Source organism: Arthrobacter sp. CAL618 (assembly GCF_000468215.1).
In the GTDB taxonomy this organism is placed as follows: Bacteria; Actinomycetota; Actinomycetes; order Actinomycetales; family Micrococcaceae; genus Arthrobacter_D.
In genome coordinates, this window is the sequence record NZ_ASZW01000160.1 from 1 (window position 1) to 25,998 (window position 25,998).

Annotated in this window: 28 protein-coding genes and 1 riboswitch; of the genes, 13 read left to right on the top strand and 15 right to left on the bottom strand. The window is 63.2% G+C overall.

Annotated features, from left to right (window positions below):
• Positions 1 to 40: 40 nt before the first annotated feature.
• Positions 41 to 1,753 carry an ABC1 kinase family protein gene (locus K728_RS0109590; RefSeq protein ID WP_024476549.1) on the bottom strand — a complete coding sequence of 571 codons (1,713 nt, stop codon included), beginning with the start codon at positions 1,751 to 1,753 and terminating at the stop codon, positions 41 to 43.
• 5 nt (positions 1,754 to 1,758) lie between these two features.
• Positions 1,759 to 2,298: a PadR family transcriptional regulator gene (locus K728_RS0109595; protein ID WP_019482754.1), complete on the bottom strand. Its 540-nt coding sequence runs from the start codon at positions 2,296 to 2,298 to the stop codon at positions 1,759 to 1,761.
• 155 nt (positions 2,299 to 2,453) lie between these two features.
• Between K728_RS0109595 and K728_RS0109600 the strand changes: the two genes are divergently transcribed.
• On the top strand, positions 2,454 to 3,236 hold the full coding sequence (locus K728_RS0109600) for a GntR family transcriptional regulator (RefSeq protein WP_035747752.1): 783 nt from the start codon (positions 2,454 to 2,456) through the stop codon (positions 3,234 to 3,236).
• A gap of 177 nt (positions 3,237 to 3,413) precedes the next feature.
• Here the strand turns inward: K728_RS0109600 and qcrB are convergent, their stop codons facing one another.
• The 4 genes from qcrB to ctaE all read right to left on the bottom strand — a co-directional run bounded on the left by qcrB (position 3,414) and on the right by ctaE (position 7,728).
• Positions 3,414 to 5,096 (bottom strand): cytochrome bc1 complex cytochrome b subunit, encoded by a 1,683-nt coding sequence (gene qcrB, locus K728_RS0109605; RefSeq protein ID WP_024476551.1) that lies wholly within the window; start codon positions 5,094 to 5,096, stop codon positions 3,414 to 3,416.
• Between the two features lies 1 nt (position 5,097).
• Positions 5,098 to 6,123, bottom strand: coding sequence for a cytochrome bc1 complex Rieske iron-sulfur subunit (gene qcrA, locus K728_RS0109610; RefSeq protein ID WP_024476552.1), 1,026 nt, complete (start codon positions 6,121 to 6,123; stop codon positions 5,098 to 5,100).
• Between the two features lie 93 nt (positions 6,124 to 6,216).
• On the bottom strand, positions 6,217 to 7,002 hold the full coding sequence (gene qcrC / locus K728_RS0109615; protein WP_024476553.1) for a cytochrome bc1 complex diheme cytochrome c subunit: 786 nt from the start codon (positions 7,000 to 7,002) through the stop codon (positions 6,217 to 6,219).
• An 87-nt stretch (positions 7,003 to 7,089) separates the two neighbouring features.
• Positions 7,090 to 7,728 carry an aa3-type cytochrome oxidase subunit III gene (gene ctaE, locus K728_RS0109620; RefSeq protein WP_024476554.1) on the bottom strand — a complete coding sequence of 213 codons (639 nt, stop codon included), beginning with the start codon at positions 7,726 to 7,728 and terminating at the stop codon, positions 7,090 to 7,092.
• A gap of 148 nt (positions 7,729 to 7,876) precedes the next feature.
• On the opposite strand from ctaE, the gene trpD reads away from it, so the two are divergent.
• Positions 7,877 to 8,941, top strand: a complete 1,065-nt coding sequence (gene trpD, locus K728_RS0109625) for an anthranilate phosphoribosyltransferase (protein ID WP_024476555.1) — start codon at positions 7,877 to 7,879, stop codon at positions 8,939 to 8,941.
• Here the strand turns inward: trpD and K728_RS0109630 are convergent.
• The 4 genes from K728_RS0109630 to K728_RS0109645 are packed head-to-tail and all read right to left on the bottom strand — an operon-like array spanning position 8,938 to position 11,204.
• A complete protein-coding gene (locus K728_RS0109630) occupies positions 8,938 to 9,663 on the bottom strand; it encodes a copper homeostasis protein CutC (RefSeq protein ID WP_024476556.1) in 726 nt (241 codons plus the stop codon). The genes trpD and K728_RS0109630 overlap by 4 nt on opposite strands.
• Before the next feature lies 1 nt (position 9,664).
• Positions 9,665 to 9,946, bottom strand: coding sequence for an Lrp/AsnC family transcriptional regulator (locus tag K728_RS0109635; protein ID WP_019482746.1), 282 nt, complete (start codon positions 9,944 to 9,946; stop codon positions 9,665 to 9,667).
• Between the two features lie 59 nt (positions 9,947 to 10,005).
• Positions 10,006 to 10,431, bottom strand: coding sequence for a DUF3054 domain-containing protein (locus K728_RS19045; protein WP_024476557.1), 426 nt, complete (start codon positions 10,429 to 10,431; stop codon positions 10,006 to 10,008).
• A complete protein-coding gene (locus K728_RS0109645) occupies positions 10,428 to 11,204 on the bottom strand; it encodes an alpha/beta fold hydrolase (RefSeq protein ID WP_193353927.1) in 777 nt (258 codons plus the stop codon). The genes K728_RS19045 and K728_RS0109645 overlap by 4 nt, the downstream gene beginning before the upstream one ends.
• Before the next feature lie 106 nt (positions 11,205 to 11,310).
• Between K728_RS0109645 and K728_RS0109650 the strand changes: the two genes are divergently transcribed.
• Together K728_RS0109650 and K728_RS0109655 are read left to right on the top strand one after the other, a co-directional pair.
• Complete coding sequence (locus K728_RS0109650) at positions 11,311 to 11,586, top strand: DUF2277 domain-containing protein (RefSeq protein ID WP_024476559.1); 276 nt, start codon at positions 11,311 to 11,313, stop codon at positions 11,584 to 11,586.
• An 80-nt stretch (positions 11,587 to 11,666) separates the two neighbouring features.
• Positions 11,667 to 12,077 carry a VOC family protein gene (locus K728_RS0109655; RefSeq protein WP_024476560.1) on the top strand — a complete coding sequence of 137 codons (411 nt, stop codon included), beginning with the start codon at positions 11,667 to 11,669 and terminating at the stop codon, positions 12,075 to 12,077.
• Between the two features lie 184 nt (positions 12,078 to 12,261).
• On the opposite strand, the gene K728_RS0109660 is transcribed toward K728_RS0109655, so the two are convergent.
• A complete protein-coding gene (locus tag K728_RS0109660) occupies positions 12,262 to 12,960 on the bottom strand; it encodes an alpha/beta fold hydrolase (protein WP_024476561.1) in 699 nt (232 codons plus the stop codon).
• 104 nt (positions 12,961 to 13,064) lie between these two features.
• Here K728_RS0109660 and K728_RS0109665 point away from each other — a divergent pair, with 104 nt between their 5' ends.
• Positions 13,065 to 13,826: a class I SAM-dependent methyltransferase gene (locus tag K728_RS0109665; protein ID WP_024476562.1), complete on the top strand. Its 762-nt coding sequence runs from the start codon at positions 13,065 to 13,067 to the stop codon at positions 13,824 to 13,826.
• 56 nt (positions 13,827 to 13,882) lie between these two features.
• Here K728_RS0109665 and K728_RS0109670 read toward each other — a convergent pair whose 3' ends face one another.
• Positions 13,883 to 14,665: a hypothetical protein gene (locus K728_RS0109670; protein WP_019482739.1), complete on the bottom strand. Its 783-nt coding sequence runs from the start codon at positions 14,663 to 14,665 to the stop codon at positions 13,883 to 13,885.
• Positions 14,662 to 15,189 (bottom strand): DUF421 domain-containing protein, encoded by a 528-nt coding sequence (locus K728_RS0109675; RefSeq protein ID WP_024476564.1) that lies wholly within the window; start codon positions 15,187 to 15,189, stop codon positions 14,662 to 14,664. Before K728_RS0109675 ends, K728_RS0109670 begins: the two co-directional genes overlap by 4 nt.
• A 103-nt stretch (positions 15,190 to 15,292) precedes the next feature.
• Here K728_RS0109675 and K728_RS0109680 point away from each other — a divergent pair, with 103 nt between their 5' ends.
• Both K728_RS0109680 and K728_RS0109685 read left to right on the top strand, forming a co-directional pair.
• On the top strand, positions 15,293 to 16,126 hold the full coding sequence (locus K728_RS0109680) for a hypothetical protein (protein WP_024476565.1): 834 nt from the start codon (positions 15,293 to 15,295) through the stop codon (positions 16,124 to 16,126).
• Between the two features lie 227 nt (positions 16,127 to 16,353).
• Positions 16,354 to 16,911 (top strand): hypothetical protein, encoded by a 558-nt coding sequence (locus K728_RS0109685; protein WP_024476566.1) that lies wholly within the window; start codon positions 16,354 to 16,356, stop codon positions 16,909 to 16,911.
• A 118-nt stretch (positions 16,912 to 17,029) separates the two neighbouring features.
• Here K728_RS0109685 and K728_RS0109690 read toward each other — a convergent pair whose 3' ends face one another.
• Positions 17,030 to 17,254, bottom strand: a complete 225-nt coding sequence (locus K728_RS0109690; RefSeq protein WP_156911260.1) for a hypothetical protein — start codon at positions 17,252 to 17,254, stop codon at positions 17,030 to 17,032.
• A gap of 142 nt (positions 17,255 to 17,396) precedes the next feature.
• Positions 17,397 to 17,485: riboswitch (SAM riboswitch) on the top strand.
• Between the two features lie 96 nt (positions 17,486 to 17,581).
• Between K728_RS0109690 and K728_RS0109700 the strand changes: the two genes are divergently transcribed.
• The 6 genes from K728_RS0109700 to K728_RS0109725 all read left to right on the top strand — a co-directional run bounded on the left by K728_RS0109700 (position 17,582) and on the right by K728_RS0109725 (position 25,657).
• The gene (locus K728_RS0109700; RefSeq protein WP_024476568.1) at positions 17,582 to 19,252 is read left to right on the top strand and encodes an ABC transporter substrate-binding protein; all 1,671 of its coding nucleotides are present in this window, start codon (positions 17,582 to 17,584) and stop codon (positions 19,250 to 19,252) included.
• A gap of 5 nt (positions 19,253 to 19,257) precedes the next feature.
• A complete protein-coding gene (locus tag K728_RS0109705; RefSeq protein WP_024476569.1) occupies positions 19,258 to 20,217 on the top strand; it encodes an ABC transporter permease in 960 nt (319 codons plus the stop codon).
• Between the two features lie 183 nt (positions 20,218 to 20,400).
• The gene (locus K728_RS0109710) at positions 20,401 to 21,174 is read left to right on the top strand and encodes an ABC transporter permease subunit (protein WP_019482731.1); all 774 of its coding nucleotides are present in this window, start codon (positions 20,401 to 20,403) and stop codon (positions 21,172 to 21,174) included.
• Positions 21,175 to 21,232: 58 nt separating this feature from the next.
• Positions 21,233 to 22,912, top strand: coding sequence for a dipeptide ABC transporter ATP-binding protein (locus tag K728_RS0109715; protein WP_035747760.1), 1,680 nt, complete (start codon positions 21,233 to 21,235; stop codon positions 22,910 to 22,912).
• Positions 22,913 to 22,922: 10 nt separating this feature from the next.
• Entirely contained in the window at positions 22,923 to 24,257 is a 1,335-nt protein-coding gene (locus K728_RS0109720; RefSeq protein ID WP_024476572.1) for an acyl-CoA dehydrogenase family protein, read from the top strand.
• Complete coding sequence (locus K728_RS0109725; protein WP_024476573.1) at positions 24,257 to 25,657, top strand: NtaA/DmoA family FMN-dependent monooxygenase; 1,401 nt, start codon at positions 24,257 to 24,259, stop codon at positions 25,655 to 25,657. Before K728_RS0109720 ends, K728_RS0109725 begins: the two co-directional genes overlap by 1 nt.
• Before the next feature lie 6 nt (positions 25,658 to 25,663).
• Here the strand turns inward: K728_RS0109725 and K728_RS19050 are convergent.
• The coding region (locus K728_RS19050; protein WP_156911262.1) for an ATP-binding cassette domain-containing protein at positions 25,664 to 25,998 on the bottom strand (335 nt) is incomplete at its 5' end.

Consider the following 25,998-nt stretch of genomic DNA (forward strand, 5'->3'; position numbering starts at 1 on the left):
CGGTGGGGGCCTCTCGTTCGTTAACAGCTGTCCTGCGCGCCTACAATCCGCTGCGGCCCGCCCACAGCCCATGGAGCAGGGGGACCGCTGACGAGACCATCAGCACGCTCCCCAGCACCAGATCATCAGGCCGGACCAGAGCACCGGCGATCAGCAGCGCACCGAACACCAGGGCCGAAGCGGTCCGTTTGAACGACCGGTCGAGCTGGGCCACCCGCCGTTCCAGGCGTGGCGTGGCAACGGCTATCGCCCCATCCTCGATGCGGGTGACCAGGCTATCCAGACGCCGTGGCAGCCGCAGGGCCACCCCGGCGGCGTCAATCGCTTGCTGAGCCACATCCTGCACCAGGTTGCCACGCTCGTCGCGGAGCAATTGCGCGGCATACGGTTCCACCGAATCCCACAGGTTGAACCGGGCATCCAGTGAGCTGGCCACTCCTGAGGTCAGGGACATCGCCCGGATAATCAGCAGGAAGTTTTCGGGGAGCTGAAACGGCAGGGAACGAACCAGGTCGCCGAACTCGACAGCAAAATCGAGGAACTCCCGCGGGTCAACCTCACGAAGTTCAGCGAAACCCAGACCGCCGAACCGGGAGAAGAGGTGAGTCATCGCCCGTTCCAGCTCGGTGGTGTCGGCCGAGGGCACCAGTACACCAACGTCGCTGATGGCTGCCACCAGTCCCTTGCCGTCGCGGGAGGCGGCAGCTATCAGGAGTTTTCGAAGTCCGTTGCGGGTGCTGAGCGGAACCTCGCCCACCATCCCGAAGTCGATGAAGGTCAGGGTCCATTGGTCGTCTGCTGAAGGGCGCCTGGTCGGGGTGACGAAAATGTTGCCCGGGTGCGGATCTGCATGGAAGTAGCCGTTGGTGAACATCTGGTCGAACATGACCGAGGCGAACACCGGAGCGACCCTGGCGGGGTCGATGCCCGCTGCCACCAGGGCTGCTGTGTCGTTGACCTTGATCGCGGTGACATCTTCGAGAGTCAGCACACGGCGCGTACTGCGCTCCCACACGACCGCCGGGACGGTCACCCTGTCGTCCTCGGCGAAGTCGGCACCAAACCGCTCAAGGTTCGCAGCCTCGTGCTGGTAATCGATCTCCAACAGACTGATCTGGGCGAACTCCTCCACCAGTGCCGGAACGTCCGCCCGACTGGAAACCAGACGAATACGGCTGAGCCAGCCGCCCACTTTACGGAGAGCAGCCAGATCAATGTCGATAATCGCGTCGATGCCCGGCCGCTGGACTTTCAGGACCACACTGGTCAGTCCGGTGTCCGCCGAATCAGGGGACCGGAGCTGGGCCCGGTGTGCCTGGCCAAAGGACGCGGCAGCAATGGGAGCTTCCTCGACCGACGCGAACACCCGCGCCAGGGGAGCGCCCAGCTCGGACTCGGCCAGAACGCGGATCGCTCTGAAGGGGACTGGCGGGACTTCGTCCTGCAACCCTTCCAGCTCCGCAGTGATTTCCGGCGGCAGCACGTCAAGCCTCGATGAGAGGAACTGCCCGACCTTGATCATCAGGCCCCCCAGGTCCACCGCCAGGACACGGAAGCGCTGGGCGAAGCGCAGCATCCTTTTCGTCCGGGTGCGCTCCGCCACTTTGCCGAGGCCGATGCGCGGCAAAAACAGTTCAAACCACCAGGTGACCGCCAGGTGCCACGCGGCGAAGCGTATGATGCGGCGGTAACGGGCACGGGTCGCCCCAACGCCGGGTAGCTGCTCTGTCCGCTCCCGGCGACCCGATGTCACGCCCGTCAGTCCTGGGCAAGGATCGAGTACAGCCGGCGTCGGGCTTCATTGAGCACCTTGACGGCTTCCTGGACCTGTTCAGGTGTTCCGGTACGCCCCACCTGGGCCGCGGCCTGGGCAAGTTCAACTCCGGCCTTCGGCAGCGCGCCGAACCCGGTGCCGGCCTCGTGGCCCATAGCCCAGGGCGCTGCTCCGCCCGCACCGGCTACTTCTTCCCGACCCGCTTCGGTCAGCGAATAGATTTTCCGGCCGTTGGATTCCTCGGCGCTGATAAACCCCTCATCGGACAGTAGCTGCAGAGTCGGATAGACCGAGCCGGCGCTTGGCTTCCAGCTGCCACCACTCCGCTCCTCGATTTCGTGGATGATCTGGTAGCCGTGCATGGGCCTTTCCGCGAGCAGGGCAAGAATCGCCGACCGTACCTCGCCCCGTCCCGCCCGGGTTCCGGTGCGCTTATCGAACCGTGACCGCAGCTCTTCGACCGCCTGCCACATGCCGTCAATGTTGTTTCCGCTGAACCCGCCTGCTGGGTATGAATTCCGCATTGCGCTCTCCCTTGAATCATCTAACGATATATAGCGATACTCAACGATACCCTCGATTTCGCGGGTAAATCAACGATCCGGGGGAGCCCTTTAGACTGAAAGCAGCCGCGTTCTTCCAAGGCTCCTGAAAGGCTTTCCCGTTGTCGAGTACCCTATTGCTCTCCCTTGAGGGAGGGCTGAATCCTGAGTCCACGGCGCCGAAACACGTGCAGCTCCGCGAGATCCTCCGCCAGCTGATCATTGACCACGCCGAGCCTGGTACCGCCATTCCCTCTGAACGAGAGTTGACCAGACACTTCGGGGTGGCACGCATGACCGTCCGGCACGCGATCGATGCCCTGGTCGCCGAGGAGGTGCTGGAACGCATCGTGGGACTGGGGACGTTCGTCGCACATACCAAGCTGGACCTGCAAATGAAGCTCACCTCCTACAGCGAGGAGATGCACCGGCGGGGTATGGTTCCCGACGCGCGGGTACTGAGCTTCGAACAGATCGGGGCAACCCCGTTGATTGCCCGCGAGCTGCAACTCGAGCAAGGCCAGCCGGTGGTCCGGTTCAGACGCCAACTGCTCGCGGATGGAGAGCCGATGAGCGTCGACGAGAACTTCATCCCGGCCCACCGGGTGCCGGGGATTCTTGACGAGCCGGCGCCGACGTCGCTGTACAACGTTTTGAGCGAACGGTTCGGCCTGCTGATGGAATGGGGCGAGGACACCATCGAGGCGACCGCGGCCTCTGCTTCGATCGCCAGGCTGCTCAATGTGGATTTGGGGGCGCCCCTCCTGAAAATCCAGCGGCACGCCTACGTGGCCAGGTCGATGATCGACTACTCGGTGTCCTATTACCGGGCGGACCGGTACAAGCTCTGGGTGCCACTCCAGCGCCCCGGCGTACGGTCCCCGCGCGCTTATACGGCGAAGCGGTTGAACAGTCCCTAGCTAGCGCTTCAGGCCAGTAGGGCCAAACCCTGCAGGAACTGCCCCCGGAGTCAGATCCGCCGGTTCCCGGCGGCCATCCTTGCCTTACGGGCCGGAGCTGTCCCACATAGCCGGATATGCGCCAACGAAAGAACCCGATCCAGCTATGCGCTGGACCGGGTTCTTTATCGTGTCGTGCTACTTGGAGATTGCCGCTTTGTCGTGCTGCTCGGCGATCTCGTCGTGGTGTGCGTGAGAATGCGCTGCCGCCAACTCCGCAGGCGTTACCGGTGCCACCCTGTCTTCGAAGAAGAAGCGTGACAGCCAGCCGCGGGCCTTCTCGGTCCGGGTGACGTGTCCGTTGACATCCGCCTCGGCTGGCAACACTCCTGCAGACTCGTAGTTGACCAGGTTGTAGCGCTTGTATTCGTCGAGTGGTTCGTGGACCTCGATGAACTCGCCGTGCGGGAGCCGCACAATCCGGCCGGTTTCCCGACCGTGCAGGGCGATCTCGCGATCCTTGCGCTGGAGAGCCAGTGCAATACGCTGTGCCACCATGAAGCCGATGATCGGGCCCACGAAGAACAGCACCCGCAGCCAGTAGGTCACATCGTTCAGGGATACGAAGAAGTGGGTGGCAATGAGGTCCGAGCTGGCCGCTGCCCACATGACACAGTAGAACACTACGCCGGACACGCCAACCGCGGTGCGGAACGGTGCGTTGCGCGGACGGTCGAGCAGGTGGTGTTCCCGCTTGTCCTTGGTCAACCAGGACTCAATCCACGGCCAGGCGAACATCAGGCCGAACACGATTCCGGCAGGAACGAGGGCGGGAAGCAACACGTTCAGCGACAGGGTGTTCACGCCCCATGGCATCGGGATGTTCCACTCCAGCGGCAGCCCACCGAGCCACCCCGGCATGAGGCGCAACGCACCGTCCACCCAACCGATGTACCAGTCGGGCTGGGTGCCAGCCGACACGGGGGAGGGATCGTACGGGCCGTAGTTCCAGATCGGGTTGATCGTGAACGCCGCCGAGATCGCTGCGATGATGCCAAACACGATGAAGAAGAATCCACCGGCTTTCGCTGCGTAGACCGGGCCGACGGGGAAGCCGACCACGTTGTCGTTCGTCCGGCCTGGGCCGGGGAACTGGGTGTGCTTGTGGGTCACCACCATGAAGAGGTGGATGACGATCATCAGCAGGATGATCGCGGGGATCAGCAGGATGTGCAGCACGTAAAGCCGTGGAATAACCACTGTGCCGGGGAATTCGCCGCCGAAGAGGAAGAAGCTGATGTACGTGCCAACAACCGGGACGGCCTTGATGACGCCGTCGATGATGCGCAGGCCGTTACCGGACAGCAGGTCGTCGGGGAGTGAGTAACCGGTGAAGCCGGCAGCCATGGCCAGGATCAACAGAACGCAACCGACAACCCAGTTCAGTTCGCGGGGACGCCGGAACGCACCGGTGAAGAAGACGCGGAGCATGTGCACGGAGACTGCTGCGACGAAGAGCAACGCAGACCAGTGGTGGACCTGCCGCATGAACAGCCCGCCGCGGACATCGAAGGAGATGTTCAACGCCGTGGCGTATGCCTCGGACATTTCGACCCCGCGCAACGGCACATAGCTACCGTCATAGTGGGTTTCTGCCATCGAGGGATCGAAGAAGAAGGTCAGGAAGGTTCCTGACAGGAGCAGGATCACGAAGGAGTACAGCGCCACCTCACCGAACATGAAAGTCCAGTGATCGGGGAAGATCTTCCGCCCGAACTCCTTGACCATCCCGGATCCGCCGACTCGTGAGTCAACGTAGTTGGTGATCTTGCCAACGCTCGTCTTGGGTTGGTAGGTACTTTGTGATGTCGTGCTGCTCATGTCAGCCACGCTCCCAGAAACTTGGTCCTACTGGCTCTTGAAAATCGCTCGTGGCGATGAGGTAGCCCTCGTCATCAACGGCGATGGGCAGCTGCGGTAGCGGTCGTACGGCCGGTCCGAAGATGACCTTGCATTCCTGCGTAAGGTCGAACGTCGACTGGTGGCACGGGCAAAGCAGGTGATGGGTCTGCTGTTCGTACAGAGCAACAGGGCAACCCACGTGCGTGCAAATCTTGGAGTAGGCAACAATGCCTTCATAGCCCCAGTCCTCACGGCCAGGGGAGGGATTCAGCGACTCGGGGTTCAGGCGCATCAGCAGGACAACCGCTTTGGCCTTCTCCTCCAGATAGTGCTCAGAATCCGAGAGCCCTTCAGGGATGACGTGGAAAGCCGAACCGATGGTGACGTCTGAAGCCCTGATCGGGGTGCCGCTCGGGTCCCGCGCAAGCCGGGTTCCCGACTCCCAATAGGTCTGCCGCAGCACGTTGCCGGGCAAAGGGCCCAGATCGCGGAAGATGAAGACGGCCGGGAGCGGTGCCAGAAGCATCGCACCAAGGAGGGTGTTGCGGATCAGTGGGCGACGCTTGATGCCGGTTTCCTCAACGATGTCGTTGATGATCTTTTCTGCATCGGCGCGGTCGGCTTCGGTGCGGATCTCGTGCCGGTCCTCGGATACTTCGTGGTCAGGCATGAGCGTCTTGGCCCAGTGAACAATTCCCACGCCGATGCCGAGCATCGCGAACGCCGTGCCGAGGCCGAGCGTCAGGTTCTGCAGGCGGAGCGTCTCGATGGTCTCGTCCAGGGGGATGAGGAAGTACCCAACAAAAAACAGCACGGTGCCAATAATCGACACCAGGAACAGAATCGCTACCTGTCGTTCCGCGCGCTTCTCCGCACGCGGATCCCGGTCAGCCAGGCGGGGACGGTGTGGAGGCAAGCCAGGGTTCTGGAACTTCTGCACATCGCCCTGACCGGGCCTAGCAACGACGCCAGTACTCTCTGGACTGCCGTGACTATGATCGGCCATGATCCCTCGCATCCTTCTGATAAAACTTCGCTTGTGGTCTGTTGTTAAGTGTGGTGGTGCAGCCTTGAGGCAGCTGATGGAGCGTCATGTGGTTTAGGACGACCGGGCCGTCAGCCAGACAGTGAACGCGATAATGACGCCTAGCCCTGCGACCCAGATGAACAGACCTTCAGAGACTGGACCCAGCGAACCGAGGTCGGCTCCACCGGGGGAGCCCTGCTCGTCGATGGTCTCGAGGAACGCGATAACGTCGCGCTTGTCCTCGGGGGTGATGTTCGCGTCGCTGAACACTGGCATGTTCTGCGGACCGGTAACCATTGCCTCGTAGGTGTGCTTCGCCGTCGAGCCGGACAGTGCTGGAGCGTACTTGCCGCGGGTCAGCGCGCCGCCGGCTGCTGCCGCGTTGTGGCACATTGCGCAGTTGACGCGGAAGACAACTCCACCGTTTGCTGGGTCGGCGTCGGACGTGTCGAGCATGTCCTCGCTCGGAATGGCTGGTCCGGCACCCAGGGAGGCGACATAAGCGGCCATCTGCATGGTCTGCTCGTCGTCGAACTGTGGTGGCTTGACCTGCGCCTGGGGTCCCTGCATCTGCATGGGCATGCGCCCGGTGCCCACCTGGAAGTCCACCGATGCGGCGCCGACGCCAACCAGTGACGGGCCGTTATCGGATCCGACTGCGCCCATGCCGTGGCAGGTGGCGCAGTTGGCGATGAAGAGCTTCTCGCCCTCGTCGACCTCGTCGGCCGAGAAGGACTGGGCCTGGGCGTCATTGGTGCTGCTCGCCAGGGCATAGACGCCGCCCGTGAAGAGTAATCCGATGAGCAACAAAGCTACCGCTGCCAGGGGATGACGTCGCCTTTGCGAAAGTGCCTTCACTTGCTGGTTCCTGCCTTCTGTCGTGCAATCACTGCCGGTACCACTTGATGGAATTCTACACCTAGTAGAAGAGTGTTCAACTAAGGGTTACTTCAGGAAATAGATGATGATGAACAGTGCAATCCAGACAACATCAACAAAGTGCCAGTAGTACGACACAACAATTGCTGAGGTGGCCTCAAAATGACCGAACCGTTTCGCGGCGAATCCGCGGCCGATGATGAAGAGGAAGGCGATCAGCCCGCCCAGCACGTGGAGACCGTGGAACCCGGTGGTCAGGTAGAACGACGAGCCGTAGGCGTTGGATGAAAGGGAGACGCCTTCCGAAACCAATACCGCGTACTCGTAGCCCTGAACCGCAACGAAGATGGAACCCATGAGGAAGGTCAGGAGGAACCATTCGATCATTCCCCACTTGAGGGGGGAGAAGACGCTGCCGGTGCGGCGTGCTTGCAACCGCTCGGCTGCGAATACACCGAACTGGCAGGTCACCGAACTCAACACGAGAATGATCGTGTTAATCAAGGCGAACGGTACGTTCAGCTTTTCAGTCTCCATTGCCCACATCTCACTCGAGGTGGAACGCAGGGTGAAGTACATGGCGAATAGTCCGGCAAAAAACATCAATTCACTGGACAACCAAACGACGGTTCCTACGGAGACCATGTTGGGGCGGTTCAGCGTTGGATGCGCCGTGGTGCTGGGGGCTTGAGTCGCAGATGTCACAGAGCCATTATGTCTCTAAAAAGGGCCAGTTCACCAATGCTGGGGATGCCCCGGCGCGTCCCCGGCACCGCGAAGGACTCGGCATCCCAGTAACGGCGCGGAAGTAGTGAACAGATGACTTTCTACAATTCGTAGATAACCTTGAGGTGTGACGACGATTTCAAGCCCCGACGGCGGATCCCCGACCTGGCCCGTACTCATCTCCGCGCTGATCCGGGGGAACGATCTCACCTCCGATCAGACCCGCTGGGCGATGGACCAGATCATGGAGGGCGACGCTTCCCATGCCCAGATCGCGGGATTCCTCGTCGGTTTGAGAAGCAAGGGGGAGACGGTCGGTGAACTGGTCGGGCTGGTCGAGGCAATGCTGGCTCGGGCCCACCGCATCGACGTGCCAGGGCCCACCCTGGACATTGTGGGCACCGGCGGGGATGGGCTCAACACGCTCAACATCTCAACCATGTCGTCGCTGGTGGCCGTGGGCGCCGGGGCGAAAGTGGTGAAGCACGGAAACCGCAGTGCTTCGTCGTCGGCTGGCGCGGCAGACGTGATCGAGGCGCTGGGTGTCCGGCTGGATCTCTCGATCGACGACGTCGCCCGTTCGGCCGAGGAGGCGGGAATCACCTTTTGCTTCGCCCAGGTGTTCCATCCGTCAATGCGCCACGTCGCGGTCCCGCGGCGTGAACTGGGTGTCCCCACGACCTTCAATTTTCTTGGGCCGCTGAGCAACCCGGCGGGGGTCGATGCTCAAGCCATGGGATGCGCCAGCGAGCGGATGGCGCCGCTGATGGCGGGAGTATTGGCGGCGCGGGGGATCCGGGCCCTGGTGTTCCGGGGCAGCGACGGTCGGGACAAGCTGACGACCAGTGGCTCCTCGACCATCTGGGAGGTCCGCGGCGGGACGGTGACGGAGCAGCAGGTCCACCCGGCCGACTTCGGGTTGCCGGTGTCGCCGGTGGAGGCCCTCCGGGGGGCCGACGGTGCCAGCAACGCGCGTGTGGTGCGGGCACTGTTGGCGGGGGAGCGGGGGCCGGTCCGGGACGCCGTCGTGCTCAATGCTGCCGCAGGCCTGGTGGCGTTCGACGTGGCTCACGGCACGCCGCTGATCGACCGGATCAATGCGGCGATGCTGCGTGCGGAGCATTCGATTGACTCGGGGGCAGCGCAGGGCTCGCTCGAGAAGTGGGTGCGGGTAACCGGTGGTGTGGCCTAGCCCAGCCGGGTGGCCTGATCTATGACTGCGGCGACCAGCACCGGGTCGGTGACCTGATAGCTGGCGCCTTCCGTGTCTGACGCGCCGAGTGGCACGCCGGAGCCGCTGGGGCGGTGAACCGACTTGGCCGAGAGGTGGACTTCGGAAATCCCTGCCGCGGCGAGCGCCGGCAGGTCGCCGATGGTCACCCCGCCCCCGGCCAGGATGGTTAGGCCGCTGCCAGCGGCCGCCATCGATTGCAGGGCTGCGATGCCTTGCCCCGCGGTCGGAGCCCCGCCGGAGGTCAGGACCCGCGTGAAACCGGCAGCAGCGATCGCGTCGAGGGCGGCAAGCGGCGAAGGAGTGTGGTCGATCGCGCGGTGGAAGGTGTATTCAAGCCCTGGGGCGGCCTGCCGCAAGGCCCTGACGGCACCAGCATCCACTCCGCCGGAGCCCGTCAGGACCCCCACCACGATGCCAACCGCGCCCTCGTCCGCGGCAGCCGAGATGTCGCCGGCCATCAGCTCCAGTTCCGCGGGAGAGTAGACAAAACCCCCTGGACGCGGACGGATCAGCACGTGCAGCGGCAGCCCGGGGACTGTTGTTCTGATCTGCCGAATCAGACCGACCGAGGGCGTCAGACCGCCCAGCGGCAGGGCAACGCAGAGTTCGGACCGCACCGCACCGGCGTCGTACGCGATCGCCGCCCCGGCAGTGTCCTGAACCGCAATCTCAACGCGCATCCTAGCCTTCGAAGCCCAACGAGAAGGCGGTGTCCAGATCGTGCTTCGAGTAGGAGCGGAACGCGATCTGGGTGGTGGTCGACTCCACGCCCTCAATCTTGGACAGTCGGTCGGCGATGACGTCCGCGAGGTCCTCATGGCGGCTGACCCGGGCAATGGCAATGAGGTCCCATTCGCCGGTCACCGAATAGACCTCGCTGATGCCTTCGATTTCGGAAATTTCCTGCGCGCACTCCGGAATCCGGGAGGCATCAGTTTGGATCAAAACAAATGCGGTGATCATTGGGGGTCTCCTAGGCAATGGTGGGGGGGACTGGCTGGGGAACAAACTCTTCGGCTAACTTATCGTGAAGTGCTCCGCCACCGCAGGACCATGGCAGCGATAGCGCGGGGGAGGAGCAGCACCGCACCGAGCACCAGGACGGCGACCAGCTGGAAGCTGATCGCCATGCCGCCGCCAAGTAAGGCTCGAATCCCCAAACCGCCGACGGCGGTACCCAGCCAGATCAGCATCCCCGTCGGCCACAGCGCCGACGGCGACCGCCAGGCCCTGGACGCGCCCCAGGTGAGGAGACAGGCGGTGATGAAGGGTGCGGCAGTGCCCAGGACGCCGAGGATCGCCAGTCCCGACTCATGGGTGGACCGCCCGGTCGCTGCAAATCCAGTGATCAGCACCAGGTCCGCAGCAAGCCAGCCCGCTACGGCTCGGCCGGTTGGTCGGGTCCGCCCTTCGGCGGGGGCGTTTTTGCTGAGGCGCGGCACGTTCACGAGGTGCTGTCGAGAATCAGCCGGGCTGTCTCCGCGGGCTGATCCCAGTGTGGGAAGTGTCCGCTTTCCTCGAACCAGTGAAAAGTCGCATCAGGGAAGCGCTGCTGGGCGGTGGCCGCCTGGCTGGGGAAAGTCACCCGGTCGCGTCGCCCCCACCCAATCACCACGTTGCCGGAGAGGGATCCGGCGGGGGCGCCCTGCTGGGTGGGCCCTTCGATCAGGGACCGGCGGGCCTCGTCCAGGCCTGGCGAGGACGCGAAACCCTGCAGCTCGGTGAGGACCAGACCAGGATCGAGCTGCCAGGGTTTAGCCGAGAACTGCGCCAGCAGCGCGCTGCGACCAATGGCTGTGCCGGTCAGGAAGGGGAGCGCGGGCTGGATTGCGCGGACCAGGGCGACCGAGGCGGTGATGCTGGTACCGAAGATCAGCCGTTGACGGTCGGTCCAGAACCCTCCGGGGTCAAGCGAAACAGTGCTGCCCGGATGACCGCGCCGTGCCAGCTCAAGGACAATTCGGGCACCCATCGAACTGCCCACCAGAGCTGTGTCCTGTAGGCCCTCGCTTTCGATAAAACGTTCGACGGTATCCGTCAGCGTGCCGATCGTCACCGGCCCGATGAGCGGCGGCGTGTTGCCGAACCCCGGCAGGTCCACGGCGGTCACTTCCCGCCCGGCGGTCAGCGCCGGCATGATCGGGTCCCAGGTGCGAAGGCTTGAGCCCAGGCCGTGCACCAGGAGGAGGGGAGTACCGCTGCCGTGTCGTTCGAAATGCATCGTGATCCTTCGCTGGGGAGTGCTTCAACTCTAGGCATGGTGAGGGCGCAATCGGGAACTGAGGAGGCTATTCCCCCCGGGGTGAACTAGGCCTACGCTATGGAATATGTGCAGAAATATTCGAACTCTGTCCAATTTTGAACCGTCAGCCACCGACGACGAGATTCACGCGGCGGCCCTGCAATTCGTCCGCAAAGTCAGCGGTTCCACCAGACCGTCGAAGGCAAATCAGGAGGCGTTTGACGCCGCCGTCGACCGCATAGCCCATGTGACAGCGCATCTGCTGGCGGACCTCGTCACCACCGCGCCGCCCAAGGACCGTGAGGTTGAAGCCGAGAAACACAAGGCACGGTCTGCCAAACGGTTTGCCGCCACCGGCTGACTCCCACCGGGTTGGTAGGAGCGCCGCACAGGCCCCGGGCCTGCACCCGCTAGCTTCCGTCAAAATCGAAGGAGATCACCATGGCTACCCGACTCAATCCGTACCTCAATTTCAAAGGCAACGCCCGGGAGGCCATGACCTTCTACCAGTCGGTCTTCGCTGGCGAGCTGACCATGAGCACTTTTGATGAATTCCAGGCGGCCCAGGACCCGGCCGATGCGGAAAAGATCATGCATGGGCAGCTCGAAACTGAAGGCGGGCTGATGCTGATGGGCGCCGACATCCCGACCGGCATGGAGTACACGGAAGGGGACACTTTCTCGGTGTCGCTGAGCGGCGAGGACGAGGAGGAGCTCCGCGGCTACTGGGACAAACTATCAGGCAGCGGCACGGTGACTGTCCCGATGGAGCGAGCACCGTGGGGAGACAGTTTCGGCATGTGCAAAGACCGGTATGGGGTCGCCTGGCTGGTCAATATCAACGGCTCCTAACGCTCTAGGACTCTCCCTGCACCGGTGTTGCGCGGAACCCAATTGCGCGGAACCCAGTTGCGCGGAACCCAGTTGCGCAGCACCCAGTTGCGCAAAAAAGTGGGGGCCCTGCAGATGAGTGGTTGCGCTACCGCTTACCTGCAGGGCCACTACTTTTCTGGCCTGAGGTGGCGGTGGGGATAGCCTAGCGGTCGACGGCGGCGAGGATCGCCGCACTGAGATCTGCCGGCCGGGTGAACTGGGGCCAGTGACCGGTGGGCAGATCGACATACTCGACATTGTGGATATGGGTCAGTTCGGAAACGTTCGGATCCCCCGCATCCATCCAGTGCTGAAGTTGTTCAGAGGTGAACTCGCAGCAGATAACCGTCGCCGGCACCCTGAAGCGGCCTTCGTCGACCAGTCGCTGCTGGTCGGTGGCCACCCCCAGGGGCTGCGGGATAGCTCGGCGGATGAACGCCTGCCGGACGTCGTCGTCGAGGTCAACGAGGTCCTCAGCGTCGAAGACATCCCAGGCCGGGAGCGGGATTTCATTGCCGTCCGCTGGCAGCTGGTCGTTGATCACTCCGCCCTCGCCGAGCGGTCCGCTATCCACATAGATCCCGCGGAGCACATGGTTGGGCCGCTGGTCGATAGCGCCGTAGATGATGGCACCGCCCGCCGAATGTCCGACCAGCACCACAGGCCGGTCCACTGCATCGATAGTGGCCACGACGGCGTCGATGTGCTGGCGGAGGCCGATGCCAGCCCGGGGCGCATCCTTGGCTTCCAGGCCGGGAAGGGTGAGGGGATGGACGTGGTGTCCAGCAGCCGTGAGCGGGGGAGTCACGTCATCCCATGACGACGCGTCAAGCCAGAAACCGGGAACCAGAATGATGTCCATGACGGGACCTTACGCCCGGTGGGGGTTCCCGGCAACCATTGACGCCCGGAACCGGAGCCGCTTCGCCCCTACCGGCGTAAAGGCCGTCGGAGTAGGTTGGGAGGGTGAGTTTCACCGTAGCAGCTGACGCCTATGACCGGCTCATGGGCCAGTACTCAGTGCCTCTGGCTGCAGAGTTTGTCCGGCTGGTTGACGTCGGAGCTGGCCTCCGGTGCCTCGACGTGGGGTGCGGCCCCGGAGCTCTGACGGCCCGGCTGGTATCTAGGGTGGGCGCTGGCTTGGTTGCGGCGGTCGACCCGTCAGAGCCGTTCGTTGCTGCGGCGCGGACCCGGCTCCCCGGAGTCGACATCCGTCCCGGCACAGCCGAGGAGCTGCCTTTTCCTGACAGCGTGTTCGATATCGCGTTGGCGCAGCTGGTGGTTCACTTCATGAGCGATCCGGTGGCGGGCCTGCGGGAAATGGGCCGGGTGACGCGCAACGGTGGGGTAGTGGCAGCGTGTGTCTGGGATAACGCTGGCGGCCGCGGACCGCTGGCCACCTTCTGGCGGGCCGTCGAGGAGGTCGGCGGACCCACGGCATCAGAGGCTAGGCGTGCGGGGACCGCTGAGGGGCACCTGGCCGAATTGTTCGAGGCCGCGGGTTTGAACGAGATTGAGCAGGGGAGTCTCAGCGTGCGGGTGGAGTTCGACTCATTCGCCGGCTGGTGGGAGCCCTTCACTCTCGGCGTCGGGCCGGCCGGTGATTATATGAACGGGCTGGACCCCACGGGTCGGGAGTATCTCCGGAAGGCCTGCGCCGAACTGCTTCCCGCACCGCCGTTTATGATCGACGCGACGGCGTGGGCAGTCCGGGCGCGTGCTGGGTGACGGTCACAAGTGGCCCCTGGACCCTCTGGGCCACACAAGAGTGGTGCACCAGCACACTAGCGGTCGCGCAACCACTTAGCCGGGGATGAGCCACTTTTCTGGGCACTATCTTCCGAAAGCGGGGGAGCGCCGTCGGCCGGCTGTCCGGACTCCACCGTGGGTGATTGGTCCCTGAGGAAAAACGCTCCGAGGGAACCGGCGAGGGTCGCGAAAACCGCCACAGAGTAGATGGCCAGCAGCACCTGGAGTGCGCGGGCGAAATGGTCTGTCGGAGTGATCCCGGTACCGGTAATTGTTGCCATCGAGGCTTCGAACAAGGCGTCGGTGTAGGACTCGTGGGACCCGGTGGCATAGAGCAATTGGCTAGCGGCAAGAATCACTACCGCTGTCACTGCCGCAAGCCAGCCGATCCTGCCGGAAAGCAGTCTGCCAGCGGATCTGGAGCCTCGCACGCTGGCAGAGAGGATTCCGCCGAACCGCGCGAAGCGAGCCGCCCGCAACATCCTGAACGCCTGCAGCGCCCTAAAAAATCTGAGGAACGGGACAAGCAGGAAAACTACCTGCCACCAGTTCTTCCGCCAGAACGCGGCACTGAAACTGGCGATGTAAGCTCGCAACAGAAACTCACCCACGAAAATTACCCAGAACAGCCAGCCGACAATACTGAACACCAGGACAAGCGTCGGATCCTCAGCCAGCACCTGTCCGAGCACTATGAACAGGAAAATGATGCCCAGGATGCCCATCGGTTTGTCGAGCCGCCGCGCCAGTTCTTCGGCCGATCGCAGGCGTACCCCAAGCGGTGAGTCGGAGCCTACTCCGTCATGGGGGCTGGTCATGGCGTACCGGCACCTGGCCAATTGGTGACTTCGTCGAGCGCGGATCCGCTACCGATCTTGTCCGTAGGAATGACACTGAGGGTGCCGTTGGTTTCGAGTATCACAGCCGCAATGTCAGATAGGTCTCCTGAGCCAGCGGTGCGAATTGCCTGACGTACCTCGGATTCCGTCAGACGGTTTCTGCGCAGTTCGTCAGCCTGCAGTTGCCCTCCAAGGACCAGGGCAACCGGCTTGGCCGTGACCAACGAACGTATTCGGGGCCAACGTGCCGACATCGCGGCGACCACCAACTGAAGCGACGCCAGTAGCACCAGTGCAGTCAGTCCCTGGGCGAAGGAGACCTCAGCACCGAGCAGGATGGTGGCAAGTGTAGATCCCAGGGCAACGGTGACGATGAAGTCAAAAGCATTGAGCTGGCTAAGGGTACGTTTGCCCGACGCCCGCAGGAGCACCACCAGCGCGGCATATGATACCGATCCAATGATGAGTACTCGGATAATCTGATCCCACGATTCAAACCACATGTAGAGATCGTTTCATACGGCTCGTGCCATCGCAGCAGGCTAGCGGTAGGGGACGTGGGGTTTGTTCGATCCCAGTGAAGAACCCGCCTCGAGAGGACCACCCATGACCAATGAGAAACGCTATTCACTCGTCGATCCGGCGTCACCAGCTTTCGGTGTCGCGTCAACCGCCGTCATGGGCGCCGTCACGCTCGTCGATCCTTCCAGGCTGGACGGACAGCAGCGCCGCGTCATGCGGGTGGTCTCGGCCGTAGTGTCGGGGCTCTACGTTGGCGTTACGATCGGCGGCAAGCGGCTACCGCTCAGGGCTCTGGCCGGGGTCGTTACAGGAGCTGCCACGCTTCGTTTCGCTGACACCAGTGAGGCTATCGATTTGCGACTGGAGAACAAGCTGCGCCAGGTCGGGATCCAGCACCCGCGACGATGGATGGCCGCCGGTACGGCAGCGTTCATCGCCGCCGGATTCGTTGGTGATCGTGCTGCAGCCAGAAGGCGGGAGTTCCTGGCCATGCTCGAGGATCAGTCCGAACAGGTACGGCCGCTGGACAGCAAAGTTCGAAAACTGGTGAGGGGCATCCTCAGCGCCAGCGAGGAAAGAGGGGCTCAGGAGCTCCGCGCCCAGCTGGATGCCGCCGAGGAGGTCTACTGGGACGACGAGTTCACAGGCACCGCATACTTCAAGGTCCCGGAAGGGTTGCCCCGCGCTGTGCCACACAACCAGGTATATCCGGTGCGGGCCCGCTTCATTGGGCCGGACGGCGCATCACATCAGGTGCTCGTACAAGTCCTCGACGGCATGATTGACCACATCACAGCAGAGGTAACGAACCAGGAAGACGCCGATCAGGTCGAAGGCCTCCTTGAAGGGTGGCCGGACGCCGCCGAGGTGGTCTATGTCCTGGATAGCACCGACGGGACGAGCACAACGATCGGCTAAGGCCGGCGCCTCTCTGTCGAGCTACGACTGCGCCGGGGTCACAGGTCCGCCCGGGATGCTGGCCATTGGGGATCGCGTGGCGGAGTCGATCTACCTCTTGCATAAGCGACTTCGGAGTGTTTAGCTTCGAGGGCGGCGCGGCCGGGCTTGGGGCCGAGATCGAGGTTGTTCCAGCTGGGTTGTTGGAATTGCTGAAGCCCCGCAAGAATCGCTGAACCGAGGACAGAATGCATGCGAAGCGAAACAGTGCGACCACCCTGCTCGCCCTTGCCCTCCTGATGGCAGGGGCCGGCTGCTCCGTCAGCCCGGGATATTCCAGCGTCCTCACTGATGGGGGCACCGACGAAATGTGCTTTGTGGATGTGCCGCCAAGCGAGGGGAAAACCCTCGTCGGTGAGATAATTACCAACAACGGAGATCAGCCGGTCACCGTCACGGAAGTGAAGCTGCTGGATGCTCAGGACATGGTGGTGGAGGACGCCTACATTATTCCGATGCAGTCAGGCCCAGGTACTACCCTCGGCGTGAGCTCGACGTTAACAAAGGACCCAGAGGTTCAAGCCATACTGGACCAGGCCGAACCGGCTGAGGGCTACGTCATCGGCCCAGGGGAGCAAGTTAATGTGGTGACCGCAGTATCAATCGCCGCAGCTGTCCGCCAGGGAACTGCATCGGGAATTGAGGTGCGCTCTGAGCAGTGGCCGGACACCAACGTCTCTGACGCGCGAATCAAAATGACCATGACGAAGACTCGTGTTTCTGACCACCAGATTTCCGTTAGTTGACATAATGTAGATTATCGGCGTTTCCGGGAAGGGTTCAGCAGCGGATCCGGGAACTCCCTTTACCGCCAACCTGACGCGAGATAAAGACCCACCGGCGAAGACTATGAGCTACTGACGGTCACCAACTCTTTGCCTTTATCCGTAGCGCGTTGATCCGTAGCGCGGGGTCGAGCCGTAACGGATCCGCCAAACCGCCGTCGTCAGCAGGCGCGCAGTCGAGCACGCGCTGCCAGAATATTCTCATCCCAGACGGATTCGAGGATTCGACGGTCAGCGAACGCGCGTCGAACCATGCCGTCGCAACGTTATCGATCACCCGCCACTCCGTGCTGATCTCTCTCATACCGAAATGTATACCCACCTGCACCGGCCTGCCAGTGCTGAATGTTGCGTCGGAAGTCGTACGGATCAGGACTTTCTTGATCGCCCCATCATTATGCGATTAGATCGCCGTAGTCCGCAGGGTATCGCTCCCCCGGACTGAACAACCATCCAGAGCGGCTGAGAGACCTGGCTCGTTGAAGCCGCAGCAACCACCCCTCGGGGCCGGTGCTACTGCCAGGACCGATGGAGAAAGTTTTATCCCCCGTTGGTGTCGACCCCATTCCTGGCGGTCAGATGCTTCAGCGTGCGTGGGTAGGGCACCTCGATCACGACTGAGAGGATCGACATGATTTCCCGCACCGTCTCACACCACAACGTCCTACCGCCCAACCCCGGTCCACGCCGGCGGTCCCTGCGGGTAGCGGCGCTCATCGGCCTTACGGCAGTGGCGCTCACCGCCTGCGGTTCGACCGCCACTACCGCTCCGGGTGAAAGTGTGGCCAGTGGACAGCCGGTCGAGGGCGGCACCCTGGTATATGCCGAGGTGACCCCCATCAATAACTGGCAGACCCAGTCCGCGAGGTTCTATGAAAAGTCCAATGTCCTCAACAGCGTCCTGGACCGCCTGACGTATTTCGACGCCGACCAGGGTGAGATTGTCCCCTGGATAGCCTCCGAGTTCTCCGCCAACGCAGACGCAACCGAGTTCACCTTCACCATTCGACCCGATGTGACGTTCAGTGATGGCACTCCGGTAGACGCCGAGGCAGTCAAACTGAACCTCGACGCCCAGGGCTTTGGGATTGAGGCGGCCCAGATTCAACCGAACGTGGACTTCGCCGGGTACGAGTCGGCCGAGGTGATCGGTGCTGATCAGGTGCTGGTGACGCTGTCCTCCCCCAACGCGAACTTCCTGCGGGCCACCACCTCGGTCACCGCCGGGTTGGTGTCCCCCGCAACACTTGAGCTGGATGCGGCAGGGCAATCAGCCATCTCCCAGATATCCGGGTCCGGACCCTTCACCTTCGAGTCCGAGAAGCCTGATGAGGAAGTAGTACTGGCCAAGCGCCCGGACTACGCCTGGGCGCCGGAAACCGCTGACAACCAGGGTGACGCGTACCTCGACAAGGTCGTCGTCAAATACCTGCCGGAGGTCGCCCATCGTGCTGGGGCGGTCCAGTCGGGGCAGGTCGACCTGGTGAGGGGCCTCCAGCCGGTGGACGAGGAAACCCTCGCTGCGACCGGTAATCAGGTTCTCCCGGCGAAGGGCGTGGACCTGACAGTGAACATGGCCGCGGTCCGGGTCGGCAGCGGGAAGCTGGCCGACGAGAACGTCCGCCGGGCCCTGCAGATTGGTATTGACCGGCAAAGTCTCAAGGACACCGTCCTGTCCGACAGCTACGAACTGGCTGCCTCGGTCCTGAACCACCGGGCACCCGGCTTCACCGACCTGTCCGAAGAACTCGAATACCAGCCCGAGGAAGCACGGCAGCTGCTCGACGAGGCGGGCTGGAAAGTCGGGGCCGACGGCATCCGGGCCAAAGACGGAATAGCACTCGAGGTGACCGTCACTAGTTCCAACAATTCGGTTGTCATCAAACCGGCCTTCGAGCTGATTGAACAGCAGTGGCGTGAGATTGGTGTCAAGCTCAACAACCGCGCCGGCGACAACACCTTTCTCGCCTCAGCAATGCCTGACCCAGCGGTGGAGTTTTTCGGCACCCGACAGTTCATCTACGGCGGTCTCGGCCCGATCTTCGAGCCGGAAAACAACACCATGACGCACACCAGCGACGAAGACCTCAACGCGATCTTCGCGGCCGAGCGTGCGGCAACCTCACTCGAAGAGCGCGATGAGCTGCTGGCCGAGGAACAGTATGCGTTGGTGGTGGATAAGGCCTACTCCCTGGTGCTCTGGGACGAGGTCCAGGTTTACGGTGCCCACAGCGGGACCCAGATTGAATTCACGTCCGGCACCGCCCCGGTATTCCAGGGTGCCTGGAAAACCGGCGGGTAGCGTCCATGATCCGCTATCTCTTGCAACGGATAGGACAGGCCCTGTTGGTGGTGTGGCTCGCCTACACTGCGGTTTTTCTCGCCGTACAGCTTCTGCCCAGCGATCCGGTAACAATTTTCCTGACCGCCGACTCAGCGGTCGATCAATCAGCGATCGACGCCATGAAGAGTCAGTACGGTTATGACCAGCCGTTGCTGACGCAATACCTGAACCAGCTGGTGGGGCTCTTCTCCGGTGATTTCGGGTACTCGCTGGCTTCCGGACAGTCAGTGTGGGACCGGATCAGTGGGGTCGCCGGGTCGACCGTCGCCCTGGCCGGCGCCGCCTTCATCACTGCGGTACTCATCGCCGTTTCCCTTGTCGGCGCCGCGACACTCACCCGTTCGACGGTGATCCGTCGGGTTTTAGTAAACGTGCCTCCCCTGTTCGCGGCCATTCCAGCATTCTGGCTCGGTCTTGTGCTGCTCGATCTGTTCTCCATCCGCTGGGGAGTCATGTCGTTGTTCCCCGATGGTTCCTTTCTGTCCCTCGCCGTCCCGGTACTGGTACTGGCCACTGTCGTGTCCGCTCCCCTGGCCCAGGTGCTGCTCAAGAGCATCAACCACGTCTATGACCAGCCCTTCATAGATGTGCTCCGGGCGAAGGGTGCCTCACGGTCCTGGATCTTCTTCCGCCACGCGCTGAAGAACGCTGCGGGTCCCGCCCTGACAATCATGGGCATCACGGTTGGAACGCTTTTCGCCGGGTCGGTGATCACTGAAACCGTCTTCGCCCGCTCGGGTCTCGGGTCAGTGGTCCTGACGGCAGTCACCACCCAGGATGTGCCGTTGGTGCAGGGACTGGTGCTCCTGACGGCTTCGATCTTTGTGGTGGTCAACCTGGCAGTTGACCTCCTATATCCGCTCCTTGATCCCCGCATCCTCACCAGCAGCCGAGATGGCGCCCCGCGGGTCCTTGCTGCTTGATGACCTCCCTTCGATAAAGGTTTCCCTGTGCCAACCACCAATAATCTCCCCCCTCTAATACTGACTGCAGATCCAGGCCCAGGCAGGAACGGCGGTCCCGGCCTCGGGGCGGCGGTGCCCGAGACCGCTCCTGTGCCGTCAGCCCGACGACGGCGCGGACCGCTTCGTAGCCCGTCCTTCTGGTTGACGGCGGCGCCCCTGACCGTCGTCGCCGCCTGGGCGCTCGCTCCCGACCTGTTCACCTCGTTCTCCCCACTCGACGGGGTGCCGGGCGACAACTTTCGTGCACCCGACGCTGACCACATTTTCGGCACCGATCATCTCGGCCGGGACGTCTTCACCCGGGTGGTGTTCGGTACGCGTCAGACCCTCCTCACCGCGGGACTCGCGGTCCTCATCGGTCTGGTGGTGGGCACGCTCGTCGGGATCATTGCCGCAACCGCGGGACGGGCCGCCGACACCACAGCGATGCGGCTGGTGGACGTGCTGCTGGCCGTGCCCGGCTTTCTCATCTCGCTCGTCATAGTCACCGCCTTCTCCCCCGGGCCAATTTCGCTGGGCGTCGGCATCGGCATCGCCTCGGTCGCCTCCTTCGCCCGAGTGGTCCGATCAGAGGTGTTGAGGGTGCGCAATCTTGACTTCATCGAGGCTTCATTCCTCAACGGTGGAACTTTTTGGTCAGTCATTACCCGCCACCTCCTGCCGAATGCCAGCGGACCCGTCCTCGCGTTGCTGGCGGTTGACCTGGGTGCGGCAATCCTCGCCATCTCCGGGTTGGGCTTCCTTGGCTTTGGCGCCCCACCACCCACCCCGGAATGGGGCCTACTGATCGCCGAAGGACGGCAATATCTCGGGACCGCCTGGTGGTTGACCACGCTGCCTGGCCTCGTCATTGTCCTGACGGTCCTTTTACTGGCGACCCTGGGCCGACAGCTACTCAAAACCTTCAGAATCTAGTCAGGAGCATCCAGTGGACGTTACCCACGCACGACCCAGCCCCAACCCCGCCGTAAAAATGGCACAAACTCCTCGCTGGACCGGCGAATCACTGCTGACCATCCAGGGACTGCGGATCGACTATGGTCGCGGAACTGAGGCGAAGACAGCCGTCGACGGCGTGGACCTCACCATCCGCCGCGGTGAGATTGTGGCACTGGTCGGTGAATCAGGCTCGGGCAAATCCACCCTGGCCAAATCGATCATCGGATTACTCCCGGCAGCTGCTCAGCGGACCGCGGGGTCCATTTCCCTGGGAGACCTCACGCTCACCGACGCGCGAGAGAGGGACCTGGAAAAAATTCGGGGGGTACGGATCTCACTGGTACCGCAGGACCCCGGAGCCTCGCTCGATCCCGTCAAAACGATCGGTTCCCAGCTGTCCGAGGTCTTCCGGCTGCACTCCGGCGGTCCCCGGCAATCCCGTGAGTCGATCCGGTCTGAGGTCATCCGGTTACTCGATCTGGTGGGAATTGACCGGCCTGAGGAACGGCTGAAACAGTACCCGCACCAGTTATCAGGGGGCCTGAAACAGCGTGTTCTCATCGCGATTGCCTTCAGCCTCCGGCCGGAGCTGCTCATTGCTGACGAACCGACATCGGCTCTTGACGTGACCGTCCAGGCGAAGATTCTCGAGGTTTTTGAGCGTCTGGCTACCGAATTTGGCACGGCAGTCATTTTTGTGACCCACGACCTGGCGGTAGCCACCGACCACGCCGTGCGGATTGTCGTGATGCGGCAAGGCCGCATCCTCGAGGACCGGCTGGTGGCTGACATTCTTGCGGCACCGGCGAACGAGTACACGGTCCGACTGCTGGAGGAGGCCGCTCCCCACCTCAGCCCAACGGTGGCCAGAGCCGTCTCCACCACAGCGCCCGGTGCAACGGCGGCCATCGAAGTAAGAGGCCTGATCCGGGACTTTGACAGGGCGGGCGAGCAGCACCGGGCCGTCGACGGCGTGTCCTTCAGCGTTGCCCAGGGCACCACCTTCGCCCTGGTGGGAGAATCGGGATCCGGAAAATCGACCACTGCCCGCATGATTCTCCGCCTGCTCGATCCAGGGGCCGGACAGATCCTTATCCACGGACAGGACGTCACCTCCGCTTCCCGACAGCAGAAGAGAGAATTGTGGAAACACCTGCAACTGGTTTATCAGAACCCCGATTCCGCGCTCGATCCTCGCCTACCTATCCGCGACATCATCGGCGAGCCCCTCCGGAACTACCGGATCGGCTCCAGGACAACCCGTGCCAGACGAGTGGCCGAACTCCTGGATCAGGTGAATATCCCGTCGAGCCTCGCGGCCAAACGTCCGCTTGAACTCTCCGGTGGTCAGCGCCAGCGCGTCGCAATTGCGCGTGCGCTCGCGCTCGGGGCGCGCACCTTGGTGCTGGATGAGGCACTTTCCGCCCTCGACGTCCTGACACAGGCCCAGATCCTCGACCTACTGGCAGACCTGCAACAAGAACTCGGACTGACTTACCTCTTCATTTCCCATGACCTTCACGTGGTTGAACGAATCTCTTCGGCCGTTGGCGTCATGCACCGGGGGAAACTCGTCGAAACGGGCCCCACTAATGAGGTCTTCGGCAATCCCACCAGTGATTACACCCAACTGCTGCTCAACTCCAACCCGGGCCACCGGCTTCGCGCCCACGCCTCTACTCGCAGCGGCATTGCCGCCCTCGCAACCACGTAAGGACAACTCCATGACCACCACCACCAGCGCCCAGCACAGCGGACCCCAGCCGGACGTACCGCAGCCGCACGCACCACAGCACAGTGGGCCACAAGACAGCGGGCACCAGCACAGTACGGCCACCGGAGAGGCCAGATACGAGGAACTCGCCGCGCGTTTCCGGCCCGTGTTCCAGCGCATCGCCGACGGCGCCCTCGCCCGTGAAGCGGACCGGACCCTGCCCTTCGCCCAGGTGGGGTGGCTCAGGGACGCAGGATTCACCACCCTTCGGGTGCCCGCCCGGTTCGGCGGCAATCCGGTGAGCCATGAACACCTCTTCCGGCTCGTCACTGAACTGGCAGAGGCGGACTCGAATGTCTCCCACCTGTTGCGCTCCCATTTTTCGTTTGTCGAAACGGCCGCGCTGCAGTCCGCAGAGTTTCAGGACCGTTGGTTCCCCCGTATCGCTGCTGGCCAAATCTTCGGCAACGCTGCCACTGAACGCTCGGGTAACGCCCTCGGCACAACCCGGACCAGGCTCCACCAGGAGGAGGGGCAATGGTTCCTCACCGGTGAAAAGTTCTACACCACCGGCAGTATTTTCGCCGACTGGGTGGTGGTCATGGCGAGCACTGAGGGGCTCGAAGGGAGACAATACGCGCTGGTGAGGGCGGACGACCCGCGGGTGACGATCGTGGACGACTGGGATGGTTTTGGTCAGCCGTTGACGGGGACCGGCACCGCGCGCTTTGACCGGGTGCCGGTCGAGTCCGGGGACATCCTGCAGCGGAAGGTGACAAGTACGCTCGAACCAGCGTTTTTTCAACTCTTCCTCCTTGCGGTGCTGGCCGGGATCGGCCGCGCTGCCCGCCGCGACGCGGTGAACCTCGTTCAAGCCCGGATCCGGACTTTCAACACGGGATCGGGCGGCCTGTTCCGCGATGATCCCCAGATCCAGGAACATGTCGGTGTCCTGGCATCGAAGGTGTACACCGCCGAAGCCGTCGTGACGGCGGCGGCCCNCCGGGACCTTGACGCCGCCGTCGACCCGGCATTGGCTCTATCCCCCGAGGCAGCGTTCCTCCGCGCCGAACTGGCTGTCGACCAGGCTCACGTCTCGGTTCCCCCGTTGGTGCTGGCGGCAACCAGCGAATTATTCGACGTCGCCGGGGCGTCGGCGGTCGGCAGGGACAAGGCACTGGACCGCCACTGGCGCAACGCGAGGACGGTGGCCACCCACAACCCGGCGCTATTCAAAGCGCGCTTAGTCGGTGACTATCTGATCAACAGCACCACCCCCACTGGCCTGAACAGCATCGGCGACGCCACCGCTCGCCCCTCATCCACCACCGGAGGTACCCCCTGATGTCAGTCTTCACTGAACGCCCACGTCTTCTCCTCAGCGCATTCGCGATGAACACCACAAGCCACATCCTCGGCGGGCAGTGGCGCCATCCCGAAGCCCAACAACACCGATTCAATGACCTGCGGCTGTGGACAGACCTGGCGCGAACGCTGGAGGAAGCGAAATTCGATGCGCTCTTCCTTGCCGACGTCGTCGGGCTGTACGGCAACCATGGGGGCGGCTGGACGTCCCACATCGAGCGCGGGCTCCAGGTTCCCGCCAACGACCCGCTGGTCCTGCAATCGGCGCTGGCGGCAACAACCGAACATCTCGGTTTGGCCCTGACCAGCTCCGTCGTTCAGTCTCATCCATTCCAGTTTGCCCGCCAACTGTCCACCCTCGACCATCTCAGCGAGGGGCGGGTCGCCTGGAACATTGTCACCAGCGTGCTTGAAAATTCGTTCAAGAACTTCGGCCACAACGGGCTCGTCGAACACGACAGCCGCTACGACTGGGCCGACGAGTACCTGGAGGTCTGCTACAAGCTCTGGGAGGGCTCCTGGGACGACGGCGCCCTCGTCCAGGACAAGCGGACGGGCCGCCATGCTGACCCGTCGAAGGTCCATAAGATCAATCACCACGGGGCCCGCTATTCGGTGGAGGGCCCCCACCTGGTGGCTCCGTCACCGCAGCGCACTCCGCTACTGTTCCAGGCCGGCTCCTCAGGACGGGGGCAGCACTTCGCCGCTGCCAACGCTGAAGCAGCCTTCCTCTTCGCACCCAATGTGGACTACGCCCGGAAGACGACAGCATCGGTCCGCGCCCTTGCCCGCGAACTGGGTCGCCGCGACGAGGACATCAAATTCTTCGCCGGGCTCTCCTTTGTGGTCGGATCCACCGAAGCCGAGGTGTCGCGAAAGCGGGCTGAGCTCGACGACTACCTGGACCTGGATACGATCGTGGCGCACATCGGCGGCGGTATCGGGGTTGACCTCGGCGGGCTCCCCCTCGACACCACTCTGGGGGAGTTACGTACCGACGGCGCCCGCGGCGTACTTGAGGCCCTGTTCGCCTCAGTCCCTGGCGGGAATCCGACGATCGCCGATGTTGCGCGCTACCGGGCGTACAACCAGCAGATTGCTGGTACCCCTGAACAGATCGTCGACCAGCTCGAATCTTGGCAGGACGCGGGAATCGACGGGATCAACATCATCAACCAGACCATCCCCGGCTCCTATCAGGACTTCATCGAGGGGGTCCTGCCCGAACTGCGAAAGCGGGGCCTGGCCCAGTCCGATTACCGGTCCGGGACCCTCCGGCAAAAGTTTTTCGGCGAAGGAGCGCGCCTCCCGGACCGGCATCGGGCGGCTGGCCACCGGGGGGCATACGCTGGGCGCACTGCGCTCCAGCCGGCGGGTTAGGCGCGGTCAGCCGCCCACGTAGGCCGCCAGGTGCTCGCCGGTCAGCGTCGTTTTGCCGGCGACGAGCTCGGCTGGGGTTCCCTCGAAGACCACCCGGCCGCCGTCGTTACCCGCGCCGGGCCCAAGATCGATCAGCCAGTCGGCGTGCGCCATCACCGCCTGGTGGTGTTCTATCACCAGGACCGATTTGCCGGAATCGACGAGCCGGTCGAGGAGCCCGAGCAGGTTCTGCACGTCGGCCAGGTGCAGGCCGGTGGTCGGCTCATCAAGCACATACACGTCGCCTTTTTCGGCCATCTGCGTCGCCAGCTTGACGCGTTGCCGCTCACCGCCCGAGAGGG